Source organism: Shewanella psychromarinicola, assembly GCF_003855155.1.
GTDB classification, from domain to species: Bacteria; Pseudomonadota; Gammaproteobacteria; order Enterobacterales; family Shewanellaceae; genus Shewanella; species Shewanella psychromarinicola.
The window spans coordinates 3,723,902-3,739,485 of sequence record NZ_CP034073.1 but is presented as its reverse complement, the minus strand read 5'-3'; the positions used below and the strand labels follow the sequence as shown (position 1 = coordinate 3,739,485).

At 40.0% G+C, this 15,584-nt stretch carries 12 protein-coding genes; 11 read left to right on the top strand and 1 reads right to left on the bottom strand.

Going from position 1 to position 15,584, the window contains the following annotated elements:
• The first annotated feature begins 386 nt into the window (after positions 1-386).
• From EGC80_RS16310 to EGC80_RS16285, 6 genes are read left to right on the top strand one after another with little or no spacing between them, the layout of a single operon-like run.
• Positions 387-677: a BufA1 family periplasmic bufferin-type metallophore gene (locus EGC80_RS16310; RefSeq protein WP_124013738.1), complete on the top strand. Its 291-nt coding sequence runs from the start codon at positions 387-389 to the stop codon at positions 675-677.
• A gap of 1 nt (position 678) precedes the next feature.
• The gene (bufB, locus tag EGC80_RS16305; protein ID WP_124013737.1) at positions 679-1,509 is read left to right on the top strand and encodes an MNIO family bufferin maturase; all 831 of its coding nucleotides are present in this window, start codon (positions 679-681) and stop codon (positions 1,507-1,509) included.
• Positions 1,506-2,036 (top strand): HvfC/BufC N-terminal domain-containing protein, encoded by a 531-nt coding sequence (locus EGC80_RS16300; protein ID WP_124013736.1) that lies wholly within the window; start codon positions 1,506-1,508, stop codon positions 2,034-2,036. Before bufB ends, EGC80_RS16300 begins: the two co-directional genes overlap by 4 nt.
• 52 nt (positions 2,037-2,088) lie before the next feature.
• Positions 2,089-2,256, top strand: coding sequence for a hypothetical protein (locus EGC80_RS16295; RefSeq protein ID WP_164839480.1), 168 nt, complete (start codon positions 2,089-2,091; stop codon positions 2,254-2,256).
• Positions 2,253-2,747 (top strand): RNA polymerase sigma factor, encoded by a 495-nt coding sequence (locus tag EGC80_RS16290; RefSeq protein WP_233768519.1) that lies wholly within the window; start codon positions 2,253-2,255, stop codon positions 2,745-2,747. The genes EGC80_RS16295 and EGC80_RS16290 overlap by 4 nt, the downstream gene beginning before the upstream one ends.
• Positions 2,744-3,373: a hypothetical protein gene (locus EGC80_RS16285; RefSeq protein WP_124013734.1), complete on the top strand. Its 630-nt coding sequence runs from the start codon at positions 2,744-2,746 to the stop codon at positions 3,371-3,373. The genes EGC80_RS16290 and EGC80_RS16285 overlap by 4 nt, the downstream gene beginning before the upstream one ends.
• A 396-nt stretch (positions 3,374-3,769) precedes the next feature.
• Here EGC80_RS16285 and focA read toward each other — a convergent pair whose 3' ends face one another.
• Positions 3,770-5,359, bottom strand: a complete 1,590-nt coding sequence (gene focA / locus EGC80_RS16280; protein WP_124013733.1) for a formate transporter FocA — start codon at positions 5,357-5,359, stop codon at positions 3,770-3,772.
• A gap of 956 nt (positions 5,360-6,315) precedes the next feature.
• Here focA and EGC80_RS16275 point away from each other — a divergent pair.
• The 5 genes from EGC80_RS16275 (at position 6,316) to EGC80_RS16255 (ending at position 14,667) form a co-directional block, all read left to right on the top strand.
• On the top strand, positions 6,316-10,368 hold the full coding sequence (locus EGC80_RS16275) for a response regulator (RefSeq protein ID WP_124013732.1): 4,053 nt from the start codon (positions 6,316-6,318) through the stop codon (positions 10,366-10,368).
• A gap of 1 nt (position 10,369) precedes the next feature.
• Complete coding sequence (locus tag EGC80_RS16270; RefSeq protein WP_124013731.1) at positions 10,370-11,200, top strand: CheR family methyltransferase; 831 nt, start codon at positions 10,370-10,372, stop codon at positions 11,198-11,200.
• Positions 11,201-11,203: 3 nt separating this feature from the next.
• Positions 11,204-11,785, top strand: coding sequence for a chemotaxis protein CheB (locus tag EGC80_RS16265; RefSeq protein ID WP_124013730.1), 582 nt, complete (start codon positions 11,204-11,206; stop codon positions 11,783-11,785).
• The gene (locus EGC80_RS16260; RefSeq protein ID WP_206191871.1) at positions 11,779-12,858 is read left to right on the top strand and encodes a diguanylate cyclase domain-containing protein; all 1,080 of its coding nucleotides are present in this window, start codon (positions 11,779-11,781) and stop codon (positions 12,856-12,858) included. The genes EGC80_RS16265 and EGC80_RS16260 overlap by 7 nt, the downstream gene beginning before the upstream one ends.
• Positions 12,859-13,566: 708 nt before the next feature.
• Complete coding sequence (locus EGC80_RS16255; protein ID WP_124013729.1) at positions 13,567-14,667, top strand: acyltransferase family protein; 1,101 nt, start codon at positions 13,567-13,569, stop codon at positions 14,665-14,667.
• The last annotated feature ends 917 nt before the right edge of the window (positions 14,668-15,584 follow it).

The following is a 15,584-nucleotide window of genomic DNA, read 5'->3' as shown; positions in this document are numbered from 1 at the left end:
GGTAGCGGAAATACGCTAGCCAAATTAGTTGCCACTTTTACCATTATTATTAATTTTTTAGCCGCGTTGTTAGGCCAAAATTCGCAAAAAAGTCAGCGAGCTCGCACAATTAAGTCCATTAATTAATGGTTGCTACTAGGCTGTTATTGAGTCGCACTAAAAATCAAATATATTGGTCATGGCACGGCTGTTTAATCCAGAACAGGCGATAGTGCTAGGATAATTTCCTGAGTTTACAAGATACGCATAGGAAGCTATTTATAAAGAGTAGCGATAACTCGTTGTAAATTAAAAATTCACAAATGCAATCAAAAACGGTTATCAAACGTCTGACTAATTGAAAGCAATATATTTTTGTATTGCTCACCGTGAAAGGGAAAACTCAAATGAATAAACAAGCAAGAGTAGCGAGCTCAATAGCAGGTATCTTAGCTTTAGGCATGTCAGTGACGGCGAATGCCGTTCCGGATCAACCTAAACAATGGGAAAAATGCGCAGGTATTGCAAAAGAAGGTAAAAATGACTGCGGTTCATTAGACGGCAAACATGGTTGTTCAGGCCAATCAACGGTTACTAATTCGGTTCAGGAATGGGTTTATGTACCCGAAGGAACGTGTGAAAAGATCACTGGCGGAATAGTGGCTAAAATAAAACCGGCTAAAACAGAAAAATCATAACATGATGCAATTACCAAAGGCTGCTGGCGTTGGACTAAGAACACCTCATTTAGATGTTGTAATAAGTGAGCGTCCAGTTATGCCTTGGTTCGAATTATTGGCTGACAATTGGCTAGCTAGTGGTGGTTTAGATAGTTACGTTTTGGCGCAAATCTCAGAGCGATATCCAATTGCATTACATGGCGTGAATTTATCGCTTGGTAGTCTCGACCCCTTGGATTTTGACTATCTTGGTAAAATTAAAGCACTCATATCAAAAACCGGTGCGTGCCACTATTCTGAACATTGCAGCTTTTCCGGTGTTGCCACATTACGCACTCCGGATTTATTACCAATGCCTTATACCCAAGAAGCTTGCGAGCATTTGTGTAACCGTATTCAAGTCGTTGAGGATTTTTTAGAACAAACCATCCTACTTGAAAATGTATCTGGGTATATCGAATGTCAACAGAGCACCATGACTGAAGGCGAGTTTATTTGCCAGGTTGTTCAGCAAGCTAATTGTGACTTATTACTTGATGTAAACAATCTATACGTAAACAGTGTTAATCATCAATTTGATCCGATCAGTTACTTACAACAATTACCTATAAACCGAATAAAGGAAATACATTTAGCCGGTTTTGAACGTAAAGACGGATTTTTACTCGATGGGCACAGTAGCCCAGTATCCAACGAAGTATGGGCATTATACAAGAAAGCTCTGGCATTAACGGGCCCGACACCAACACTCATTGAGTGGGATAACAATATCCCGGTTTGGTCGGTACTTATGTCCGAAAGAAACAAAGCTCAGTTATTGCTCGAAACAACCCCAAAGGTGCATGCATGACATTACAAGTATGGCAAGAGCAGCTAACTAGGTATGTGCAACCGAAAACGGACAATGCCCTGCAAGCTTCGCCTCAAATATTGACATCGACTTATGCTCAAAAACGCATGGAAACCTATCGTGGTAATTACACCTCGGGACTCGTGAATATGTTGTTTATTAGCTACCCTCAGGTTGCTAAGCTAGTCGGAAATAGTTGTTTTACCCAATTGGCGACCGATTTTGTTAAACAAACATCTTTTACGCAAGATAACATTGACCAATATGGGAATACCTTCCCTGATTTTATAGAATATTGCCTTACTCATCATAAAACACTAGCTTCAGTGCCGTATCTTGCCGATGTCGCACGATTAGATTGGATATGCATCCAGAGCTACTATGCAAAGCCGCGAGAGATTTTTCAGTTTGATGCCTTTGGACAACTATCGCAACAACAACAATTATTGTGTAAATTTAACTTGGTTGATGACATCAACCCACTTATCTCCGTGTGGCCACTAGTTGATTTGTGGCGATTTTTATGACCAAGACTTGCCACTGGCTTCTATTTCTAAGGGACGAGGCGATCCTCTCGTTGTGCAACGGCCACAATACAAGCCCATGGTTTCCGCTATTACCAAAGATGATTTTTTATTACTTAAAGATATCGCCCAAGGTATTGCTCTAGATGATATTTCACAGCGTGATGAAACTGCCTTGCCGCGTTATATTGAGCAAGGCTGGATTGGTGGATTTTACCTATGACGATGCAACTGAGTCATGATGAATTACAACTGCTTTACCGCTATTGTTTGGCCCTAACAAATCACAATGCAGATGCTCATGATCTGTTGCAAAGTGCATTAGAAAAATGGGTAAAAAAAACCAGTGAGCAAACTTTAGGAATGGGTTACTTGAGGCGCATTATTCGTAACCAATTTATTGATGATTGCCGTCGTAAGAATAAGATCGTTTTTGCTGAGTTCAATGAAAATATCACCACCTTAGAATCTACGACTTCGTTCGAGCAAATCCTGATAGATAGTGACGATATAGAGCATTTACTTAAGAGTTTTAATGTGGCTGAGCGTGAAACACTTTTCCTTTCGGCGGTAATGGGATATACCGCCACTGAAATAGCTGAACAAACAAATGAGCCACGAAGTACGATACTTTCTAGGTTACACAGAATAAAGAAAAAAGCGGTCGTCATTGCAGATAAAAGCCTGCCCCCACAACAAGGAGAAAGCAAATGAAAAAATCCTTGAAGCAAGCAACAAAAGATCACTACAACCAGCAAAATTTAAGTGCGGCGCAGCTTGGCTCATTGAACGCGATATTATCCACATCAGAAAATAACAGTGAGAGAAATATAGATAGTCAATTATTTACGATTAAACATAGTAAGAAGCAGAGCCGTTGGCTAGCAATAGCCGCGACGTTTTTATTGGGAATAGCGGTCACTTTTTATATGCAGATTGAAAATTCGACTTATGGTGTGCAATTAGCGCAAGAAGTTGTGGCAAATCATGTTCGTTTACGACCGCTAGAAGTAAAAAGCGATAGTTTTGCAATAGTGAGTTCTTATTTTACTGAACTCGACTTTAATCCGGTTCAATCAGCAGCGACCGAGCTGAGCGGCATGACAATGTTGGGAGGACGATATTGCTCTATAAAAAGCGAGATTGCAGCGCAACTTCGCTATCAAGATAAACAAGGTAACATGTTAACACTCTACCAAGTCGGCTTTGACGCCGAAAAATTTGGTGATATTCCGGCTAAAGAAAGTGGCGAAAAACCAACAACATATAACGTTAAAGGTTTTCACGTAACACTATGGACTGAGAATGGATTGTTGATGGCCTTAGTGCAGCCACTATAAACAAGGTTAGTTTCCAAAATTGGTTTGAGGAATGTGAAGTTGTTAAAAGAAGGCCGTTGAGTGACTTTTCGATCAGCCTAAATACTGTGTCGTATTGAGTACCCGGCAAATCATTGAAGGTGAACATTCAATTCAATTCCAGTTATATACCGCGATGTAGAATATTACACTAAATGCATCACCAACGTTGCCAATCCAGTCTCAGACTTTACTGCTCGTTGACATCAAGACCCGCTAATCTATTTTGCATATAAAAAGGCTAGCGATAACGCTAGCCTTTTATTGGTATACCTAACCTCAACTCGGGGCAAGATAAGTAAATAACTGTTTTAGAATCCTTTATTATCCAAAACTAAAGCTGCCTAGGCAAAGTGTTAGCTCGATCTTGTTACCATACTATGCTACTGATTGTTGCTCAACAGGATGTGAAATACCATCGTGCTTTGGGCTATAAAGCTTCGAGAACATCTGCATCAGCGCTTCGCGACGGATAACCCCACATAAACGACCATGCTCAACCACTGGGTAATTACTTGGTACCGTCGCAGATGCATCACGCAAGCGCTCTTCATAGCTCTGGTAGCCACCGCTGATATACATGCCCGAATCCGTCACAGGAAATAGTTTTTTCTTATCAACCACCATAAACTCAAGCAGTTGAGCAATTTTATCTGTAGGTGCCACGGTGAGCATCTTGGTTTGCATGATATCTTTCACTGAAATCGGCAAATCGGAAGCAAACTCCTCAGACCAAAGTGAGCGAATTAGATCTTGTTCCGACACAAATCCTAATAGCAGATTATCATTGTCGACCACTGGCGCACTGCGAAGGTTGTCTTTCGCTAACAGCGTAAGCGCCTGATAAATAGTAGTATCAACTGAAAGGGTGGTCGGTGAGTTGTCCATTAATTCACTAACGATAAGTTTTTGGATTTTATTTTTCATGGCTAAGTCCTCTTGACTTGGTTGATATTGAGTTTGTGAAGCATTACTTGAGTGTTGAAACTGTTCTGATATTGACTCGTTTTGTGCGTGACCTTGTGTAATAGGATTAATGTGTAGCGATGGCACCTCGTCAGTTACTTTTGCATTGGTGTTATCTATCCAAAAATAACCTAGGCCTACAAATACCGCGCCCCCTAGAATGTTGCCCAGCGTCACCGGAATAAGGTTATGAAGTACAAAATTACTAATAGTAAGGTCCGCAAAAACTTGTGGCATGACTCCCAAAGCAATGAAGTATTCATTCCCCGCAAAGTTTTGAATGGCAATTCCGAGCGGCACCATAAATAAGTTGGCAATACTATGCTCAAAGCCGCTGGACACGAACATCGCCACCGGCAATATAAGCAGTAACGATTTAGCTAAAGCGTCTTTGCAACTAAAGGTCATCCAGACACCTAGGCACACGAGCAAGTTACATAAGGTTCCAAGGGCAAAAGCCTGACTCCAATCATGGTGGATCTTGTGTTGTGCAACATGTAGTGCATTGAGCCCCCATTCATTACCATCCATGGCATACATTTTCGACATCATTACCAATCCCAGTATCAGCATTGCGCCACAGAGATTGCCAAAATACACGCGCATCCAGCAACCAAGCAACTGCTTGGTCGTAACCCGTTTTTGTGCCCAGGCAATGGCGCTTAATACGGTACTGGTAAATAGTTCGCCACCAAGGACAACAACGAAAATGAGTCCTAGGCTAAAAGCGATACCACCACTAAATCTGACTAAGCCCCAAGAGCTCTGTGCTGAACCCGTCGTAACCGTAAGATAAAAGACAAATGCCAGCGCAATGAATGCACCTGCAAATACAGAGAGAGCAAATGACTGTCCAAAGTGCTTAGTGACTTTAGCTTGTCCATATTCAGCCGCTTTTTCAAAAGGACTCATAACAGCTGATTTATCAACCACGGCGAGATGACTTATCTGCCTTGCAGTTAATAGTTGTGGGTTCGCCCCTTGGGCGTCAGCCCCTCTCATAACGCCTTCCACAACGTATTACTGACGCCAAAGGGAGGGGGGTTCACATATGCTATATACATTGATAACTCCTTGAATGTGTTTGTTGAGTTGTTAGTGCCAGTTCAGAATACAGAATAAAATGCAAACAAATATTGAGACTTTTTTAGGTAATGTATCAATTAAATTGATAGCGCAATTGACACTGTTTTGGCTTTTTGGGCTAGGCCAATTCGACAAATGCTCATGAATGAAAATACATACGCTGACTTCACAGTAATGATAGATATGAGACCACACGCGCCCTCAAACCTAGCCATACAGTGAAAACAAAAAATTGATACTAGGTATCAATTTTTCAGGCCGCAGAAGGGGAGTTGATTTTAAGAGAATTTAATAAATAAAAATATTGTGCGTGCTTAACATCCAAACGGCCTAAATGGCATATCATTCACCTGTTATTGCAACATTAACGCTGGTTCCGCCAGTGTCAGAAATCAACAAATTAGGAAAAAGTTGTAAAACCGAATGATAAAACCCGAAACCATAAGGGTGGATCATTAATTGATTTGAAACGATAAGACTGGATCATAATAAGACATAATCCCTAAACGCAAACTGGTAAATAAATAGGCCTATTAGTGCCAAAATAGAAGTCACCCCTAAAACCTGAGATCACGCCAGTATTTAAGGACGTAGTTAATCTGCTATCTTGCGGCTCACCGCGTCGTGTTAAATACCCTTGGCCAGATCGAGCTTGTAAAGTAGCGATAACAGGATGAGTCGCCGCAACAGTGCTGATTTCCAATTAATTGCGATAGTTTTTTGGACTCCAATAACATCTAATTCCGATTAAATGGTTTGAATATCGAATTTTATAATCAAGGTCACACTGTATAATTTGTTTTTTGATTCAAAAGGCAAAATGATTGAATATGTCGCCATATTAAGAAATACGATTATATTTTGGAAAGTTAATGATTCGCTTAGTAGATATTCGCATTCGCCCTAAGATAATGAGCATGCTGGTGATCTTTGCTGTGGTCCCAATGATTGCCACAGCCATTTTCAGTGCGCGGTTAGCGTCAGACGCCTTAATTGAAAAATCTTTTCAAGAATTAAATGCAATACAATCGCTGCGTTCCACCTCTATCGACACCTTCTTTAAAGAGCGTTTAATTAGTTTAGATACGCTTGCCAGGACAATAAGGCTGAAAGAGTTCATTCAGAACATGGATGAACGTCAAGTAACCACTAAAGATGATGACAGCTCTTTTTTTGAAACTTTTATCAGCAATTATGATTATGATGACTTTTTAATTTTAGATCCTAAAGAGGCAACCATTCTATTCTCTATAAAAGAGAAACCGCGATTAGGTTCATTACTTGCCACTAATAAGGGCAATGACCCTGCGCTAACGCAAGCTTGGAACAAGGCGATTACTAGCGGTGAAACTGCATTTTCTGATTTCGATTCAAGTAATACGCTTGGCCAACAAAAAACGGCCTATTTTTCTAGTCCTGTACGCGATAGCCGGGGCAATATCATCGCCGTTGTCGCGGTAAAAATATTACCCAGTCTGATTTCTAATATTGTTGATTCACGTGTCGGTCTGGGGAAAACTGGCGAATCGTATCTTATTGGCGAGAATCCGCACTCTACTAAAATTGAGTTCCGCAGTGATCTTGCCACTATGGGGAATGGCAGGTATGTCGTAGGCTTTAGTTTCGACAAAGATTTAGGCTACTGGACGGATGCAAAAAACGCCAGAGAAATAGGCGGGCAAAATACCTATATAGACAGTGCTGGTCGCTCGGTGCTTGTGATTTATACCCAGCTCAACGTCCCCGGATACAATTGGCATCTGATCTCTAAAATCAATGAAGATGAAGTCACCGAGCCGATCTTTTTTCTTTATCAGGCAATATTCGCTGCAGCAGCGATTGTCTTTTTTATTATCAGCTTTATCGCTGTTAATTTTTCCCGTTCTGTCACTGATCCGCTTATCCACAGCATGAAATTTGCGCAGGATATTGCAAAAGGAACATTGAACACATCTTTAGTGTTAGACCGGGGGGATGAGATCGGTGATTTAGGCTTGGCACTCAATAATATGGCCGAAAAGCTGCGTGAGCTGGATTGGATTAATTCAGGTAAAGAGAGCCTCGATAATCAACTGCGCGGTGATCTGCAACTCAGCGATCTTTCAAATTTGTTTATCTCTTTTTTCAGCAAACATATGAACGCGCAACTTGGCGCTTTATATCTGTTAGACCAAGATATTTTAGTACTTAAAACCAGTTATTCGTTTACGGACAGGCAAGGTAATTTTAACCAGATCCGGCTGGGTGAGGGCATGGTAGGGCAAGCTGCACTTGAGAAAGAGATCCTTATATTTTCCGGTGTAGTTCAAAATGCGCCAGTATTAAATTATGGGGTGGGTGAGGTGACGCCCAGTCATTTTATGGCAATACCTCTGGCGGTAGATGAACATTTACTGGGTGTTGTATTACTTGGCTCTATTACACCCTTTAGCGCACTGCAGAAGACATTCGTCAGAGAAGTGATTGGCAGTGCTGCCATTTTGTTTAATGCTGCCAATGCCCGTCTTGAGATCAGCTCACTGCTTGAGCAGGCGCAACATCATCAGGAAAGTTTAAGTAAATCTAACCATAAACTGAAACAACAAACAGAAGCGTTAATACTTTCTGAGCAAGCTCTGCAGACCCAACAGGAAGAGTTGCGCGTTACTAACGAAGAGCTCGAAGAGCAAACCAAAGTACTCAAAGAATCTGAAACTGAGCTGCAAGCGCAGCAAGAAGAACTGCGCGTCACCAATGAAGAATTGGAGGAACGCACCAAAGCACTTGAAAGCCAACAAATTGAGATGCAGGGGAAAAATGATCAGCTTTATTCCGCGCAACAAATAGTTGAAGAAAAAGCAAAAGAGCTCGAAATTTCAAGTAAATATAAATCCGAATTTTTAGCGAACATGTCCCATGAGTTAAGAACACCATTGAATAGTATTCTGATACTCTCGCAGTTATTTGCCAATAACAAAGATAATAATCTGACTAATAAGCAAATTGAATCTGCCAATGCAATCAACTCATCTGGTGCAGATTTGCTTTCATTAATCAATGAGATTTTAGATCTTTCTAAAGTAGAAGCTGGCAAAGTTGATCTGCATATTGAAGATGTCAGTTTTACTGCTATTGAATCTGATATTAGCCGTTTATATCAGGATATGGCGGCAGATAAGGGCGTAGACTTTCAGATAAATTTAGCCGACAACCTTCCTGATACTATACGGACTGATTCTCAGCGCCTGCAACAAGTTTTACGTAATCTATTGACCAATGCATTTAAGTTTACCCATGAAGGTGCTGTAACGCTTGATATAGCTCGGCCTTCAGCAGAAATCGCTAAAAAGTTGCACATGCCTTTGCATAATTTAGTGGCTTTCTCAGTAAAAGATGACGGTATTGGCATAAAAAAAGAGCAGCATCTTGCTATCTTTCAGGCCTTTCAGCAGGCCGATGGAAGTACTAGCCGCAATTATGGTGGGACCGGACTTGGCTTGTCTATCTCTAAAGAGCTTACCCATTTACTCGGTGGTTCAATTGAGCTGCAAAGTGAAGAAGGTAAAGGTTGTACTTTTACCGTGTTTTTACCCCTTGAGTACCAAGCGAAAGGCGCTTCTGCAGAAAATGTGCCTAAACTTCTAGCACCCAAGATTCATGAATCTCGAACCTCTAATTCAGAGGCCGCAGTTATTTCTGTTGCCGCAGATATACCCAAAATTGCAAGCTATGTGGAGGATGACAGACAATCTATCATTTCTGATCCTGCTCCTGAAGATAGAACGCTGCTGATTATCGAAGATGACCGAGCTTTTGCCGGCGTTATGCGCGACTTTGGCCGTGAAAGAGGCTTTAAATGCATCGTCGCGGAAACCGGTGAAACCGGCCTGCACTTTGCCGATTATTATAAACCGAGTGCCATTATTTTGGATATTGGTCTGCCGGGTATCGACGGGTGGACAGTGATGGAACGCCTTAAAGAAAATCCAAGTTTACGCCACATTCCGGTGCATTTTATGTCAGCCAGTGATAACAATCTTGAGGCGATGCGGATGGGCGCGATTGGCTATTTAACCAAGCCAGTCGATATCAAAAAATTAGATAAAGCCTTCGCTAACATTGAAGGTATTATCTCTAAATCAGTCAAACGACTACTTATTGTTGAAGACGATGACATTCAGCGAGCAAGCATTAAGCAGCTGATTGGTGAAGACGATCTAGATATTGTTGCTGTTTCAACAGGGAAGCAGGCGTTAGATGAACTCGAAAGAAATCGTTACGACTGTATGATCCTAGATCTTGGGTTAGAAGATATTAGCGGCTTTGAGTTACTCGAAGCGATAAGACGCAGCGAAACGGCTGCGCGAGTCCCCATTATCGTCTACACCGGTAGAGATCTGACTGCAGCCGAAGAAAAAGAGCTTAATCGTTATGCCGAAAGCATTATCATTAAAGGTGTTAAATCTCCAGAGCGGTTATTAGATGAGTCAGCCCTGTTTCTACATCGGATTGAGGCTAATTTGCCGGCTGAACAGCGGCGTATTTTAAAAGCCGTGCACAATAAAGAGTCAGTGCTAAGTGGTAAAAAAGTGCTATTGGTTGATGATGATATGAGAAATGTTTTTGCTCTTTCCAGCATTCTAGAAGATAAAGGCATGGATATCACCATCGCACGAGACGGTATGGAATGTCTTGTTAAATTAACAGAAAATCCAGATGTCGATATCGTACTCATGGATATAATGATGCCTAAAATGGATGGTTATGAAGCGATGCAACAGATCCGCATGCAGAGAAAGCATAACAACCTACCCATTATTGCACTCACTGCAAAAGCGATGAAAGGTGACAGAAGTAAATGTATTGAAGCCGGGGCTAGTGATTATCTTACCAAACCCATCGATAGCGAAAAGCTCCTGTCAATGATACGAGTCTGGTTATACTAATATGAATGATATAACAAATGAACAGCTGGAAATTCAGCTTCTGCTCGAAGCCATTTATATAAAATATGGTTATGACTTTAGAGAGTATTCTCTTGCTCACACCAAGAGAAGGTTGGAGTATCGTTGCGGCATAGAAGGAATAAAAAATTACGCAGAAATGCAGCATAAAGTGATTCATGATGCTAATTTTTTTGAACAACTCTTATTGGATCTGTCCATCAATGTCACTGAAATGTTTCGTGATCCCTGGTTCTATAAAAAAGTAAGGGAACTGGTGATCCCACATCTACATACTTACCCCTTTTTAAAAATTTGGCATGCTGGTTGCTCTGCGGGACAGGAAGTCTATTCGATGGGAATTATTTTACATGAGGAGTCTTTGAAAGAGCGGGCGCAGGTGTATGCGACCGATTTTAATGAGTCCATTTTAGAAAAGGCGAAAAAAGGGATCTACCCAATGGATTTAATTCGCCAGTATAGCGCTAACTATCAGGCTGCTAATGGTAGCGCCTCATTTTCGGATTATTACACGGCAGATTATGATCATGTGATCATGAAAAATGTACTGAAAGATAAAGTACTTTTTACTCCTCATAATCTGGCAACCGATGGTGCTTTTGGTGAGATGCACGTTATTTTTTGCCGCAATGTTCTTATCTATTTTACCCGAGAGTTACAAAACCGAGTCTTTAATCTATTTTATGATAGCCTAATACCTGGCGGATTTTTATGCTTAGGCTCAAAAGAGAGCCTTAGATTTGCAGACATAGCTGATAAGTTCGAATTGGTTTCAGAACCAGAAAAAATCTATCGAAAAAAACGCGGGAGATAAGCCATGAGCTGTAATAATATACATTATAGAGCCGTGGTTATTGGTGCGTCAGCCGGCGGATTAGCGGCTGTAGGCGCAATACTTGCTGAACTAAAATCAACTTTCTGCATACCGATATTATTAGCGCAACATATCAGCCCGCATGTTGAGAGTCACTTAGCCACTCACTTTGCAGCTAAAACGGCTTTGGCTGTCAAAGAAGCGGAAGATAAAGATCCGATTAAACGCGGGAGCTTATATATTGCGCCGTCTAATTATCATCTTCTTGTTGGGTTTGATGGTTGTACCGCACTTTCAATCGATCCCCCGGTTAACTACTCTCGCCCTTCCATTGATGTGCTGTTTGAGAGTGCAGCTGATTACTTTGGCAACGAGTTAATTGGCATTATCCTTAGCGGCGCAAATTCAGATGGCGCGGCAGGGCTAAAAAAAATAAAACAACGGGGTGGGTTAACGGTTGTTCAGTCTTTAGACAGCGCCGAAGTAAAGACTATGCCACAAGCAGCAATAGAGGCTGCCAATGCAGACCATATTCTTTCTCTGAAAGATATAGGTCACTTTTTAAATACTATATGTGAATGTTAACTATGCTAGCACCCCCTAAAATTTTGATTGTAGATGACCGGATAGAAAATCTGATTACATTAGATCATCTTCTCTCTGAGTTTAACGTAACACTTATCAGAGCAACTTCTGGAGAACAAGCGCTAGCCCATACACTCGACAATGACTTTGCTCTGGTACTGCTAGATGTAAGGATGCCGACGATGGATGGTTATGAAGTTGCTGAATTGATGCGAGGGAATAAGAAAACCCGGAATATCCCGATTATCTTTATTACTGCAGAATCAAGTGCTGACGCAAACATATTTAAAGGCTACCAATCCGGAGCCGTTGATTACCTAGTTAAACCCCTTAATGCCGACATCTTCAGCAGTAAAATCAGCGTTTTTCTTCAGTTATATGAACAAAAACATGCACTGCACCAAAAAAACATAGAATTCGATCATAAGCTAGCCGAGCTGGAAGAATTACAGCAACAGCTTGAAGAAACTAACCAACAACTGCTAATGCTATCAACACTAGATGGTCTTACAGGACTGGTTAACAGAAGGAAATTTGATGAGATTTTCTCTGATGAGTGGCAAAGAGCATCCCGATCTGCAACCGCAATGGCGGTGATCATGATGGATATCGATTGTTTTAAAATGTTTAACGATACTTTTGGTCACCAGCAAGGCGATAATTGCCTACTTAGCGTGGCGAGTACGCTGAAAGGGATGGATCTTAGGCATCTGGACAAAATAGCGCGTATCGGAGGAGAAGAGTTTGCCGTTATTCTGCCGGAAACAGACTCAAATGGTGCGATGCTAGTTGCAGAGCGTATTCGAAAAACCATTGAAGCGCTTAAAATCCCTCACAGTAAAGCATCTGGTAATCCCTGGGTTACTGCAAGCTTTGGGGTAAGCTCGATCATTCCGCATCGAGGATGCAATCCGAGGGTACTGATGGAAACTGCCGATAGGGCGCTTTACGAGTCAAAGCATAAAGGCAGAAATTGTTGTTCTGAAAAGCAGATTATTGACGCTAATATTGTCTCGATTGAGCTTGACGCTGAGCCGATGATAAAACAAAAAAGATTAATTGTAGCCATATAATAAAGGCTTTACATCCTTTGTAGATGTTTATTTTATCGGTGTTGTCGATAGCATTTCCCTACCTTGCCGGTATTTAATTTGTTATATCAGCAGCACAGCTGTCGGTGGTGCATTTGCTGCAGATTTTACAATAAAAGTAGGCTTTTTCAGTTCTAATGCGATATTCCCGCATATGCATTTCTTGTCTCATTTGATTTAGAAACGGACTTTTGGTCATCATAAGAGCTCACAATAAAATGGTACGGATATACTATTATTAATTTTTGATGATGTTCGCAGTAATATTAGATAAATAGTACGCGCTTATACTTTTATAAAACATAAATAACAATTAAAAACAAGTGTTTACTCTAATGTCAAAGTAGAGTGTAGGTTTGAAAACTGCGCAATGCATAAAGACTAAAACGGTAGTTGTTGCTACTTGTTATCGGTATTTTTTTAAAAATGTGCTTTTTAGTTAAAATTTCTGGCATTTGCTTGAATTGTTTTTTGTGCTAACTTTAATGTTGTAGTTTAGAATTTTGACTGAATAATTTAGCCTAAATGGATTTAGTGTAATTCCCTTAATAGGCTTAAGCATAAATGGTTCAAAACCATGTTGAGCGAAAAGTAGATGTGGTTGCAATCAAACGAAGAATAACAGTTGGCTATAGCTTTATAGATCAAAGATTATAGTCACCGATTATCTTCCGCTTACATGGTGTTCGATTGCTTTCTGAGGTAGATATGATAAATCGCACTATTTATATTGATGTAGCAAAAGGTATATCAATTACTTTAGTGGCTATTTTTCACAGTAATTTGAAGTCTTTTTTTCCAGAAATAATTGAACCAATGGCTTTGTTTCGGTTGCCACTGTTTTTCTTTTTATCTGGGGTGTTTTTTTCTTATTCAATTTCTCCTAAAGCGTTTATTTTTAAAAAAGCAGAAGCGCTGCTCAAACCATACTTTTCTGTGCTTTTTATGCTTTTTTTCTTCAGTGTTATTTCTCAAGATGATAATCTTATATCCCAGCTAAAAGGTATTTTTTATGGAAATGGCAACACCATAAGATGGGTGCCATTATGGTTTCTAACTCACTTATTTTCAGTATATTGCTTTAGTTATTTTATTTTTCGCTTTACTCGGTTTAACGCCTTATCTTACTATAACAAGTCTATTTTATTACTGATATTTTTATTTTCTGGTTCATTATTAATTGGTATGGTTAGCGATAGTGATTTAACGATCTTTAACTCGCTCATCAAATTGCCAGAACTACCATTTTCAATCGATATCATATTGATAACATCGGTATACTTTATATCGGGTTTCTTACTTAAAGATAAGATTATTAACTTTTCTCCAAATACTTATCTATTTATTTTATCTATAATTATTTTTATATGTATTATATCGTTTTCAGAAGCGCACACCGACTTAAATAAGCGACTATATAAAGTACCTACTTTAGCGACGTTAGGGGCCGCATGCGGCATTTACTTTATACTGAGTGTTTCATGGTTTATTGCAAAAAATAAAGCCTTAATGCGTATACCGTTGGCACTAGGGAGCTCTAGTCTATATATTCTCATATTTCACAAATGGATTGAATACAATGCGTATAGTTATGCATATGGTTATACTTCTAAAAGTACAGCAGATAATATAATATTTTTGACATCACTGGCTATCTTAGCATTTTTATTAAGTATCTCAATTCCATTGCTTATAAAATGGGTTGTAAATCGAAACGCTATTTTAGCACTCTTCTTTTTTCCATTTAAAACTAACCCCTTGCTGCAGCGGACATTTTACTCGCACCGCTAATCAAAGTATTAGCAACATGGCGAATATTGATAATTGTGGCGTTGTGTGATCATCATCGAAGAATCAGTATGGCAAAATAATTAGTGAAATTGACAATTATATCGTAGCAAGTGATATGTCTGATCGAGATAGTGAAGGGATATATTCTAGTAAGGACATGCTCGTGAAGTATTTTAAAATTAACGGTAATCAATCACATAATAAGAGACTTATGTTTATCCAATAAGTATAAGTGAAGTATATGGGACAATTACTGACGCCAAAGTGAAGGGGATTGGTTTTAAGAGAAGCTAATAAAGAAAATATTGTTCGTGCTTAACATGCAAACGGCCTAAATGGCATATCATTCACATGTTATTGCAACGTTAAGGCTGGAACCGCCTGTGTCGGAAATCAACAGATTAGGCAAAAGTTGTAAACCGAATGATAAAACCCGAAACCATAAGGGTGGATCATTAATTGATTTGAAACGATAAGACTGGATCATAATAATGCATAATCCCTAAACGCAAACTGGCTAATAGATAGGCCTATTCGTGCCAAAATAGAAGTCACTCCTAAAACCTGAGATCACGCCAATATTTAAGGACGTAGTTAATCTGCTATCTTGCGGCTCATCCCGTCGGGTTAAATACCCTTGGCCAGATCGAGCTTGTAAAGTAGCGATAACAGGATGAGATGGTTTGCACCTTAGTGCGCAGCCTATTACGAGCATAGGGCACTTGCTTATGTCGTAAAATCCATATCAGCATGGCGAGCCGTGATATAACAGAAAATGATATGGTTAGAAGCCGCTTGTTTATAATTATGTAATAATTATAATGCACGCATGTAAGATATACGATTGAGTGGACCGAGCTAAAGAGTCTTCAATTTGGAAGTGACACGGCATTTTTTTAGGGAACACAAACAGTTTT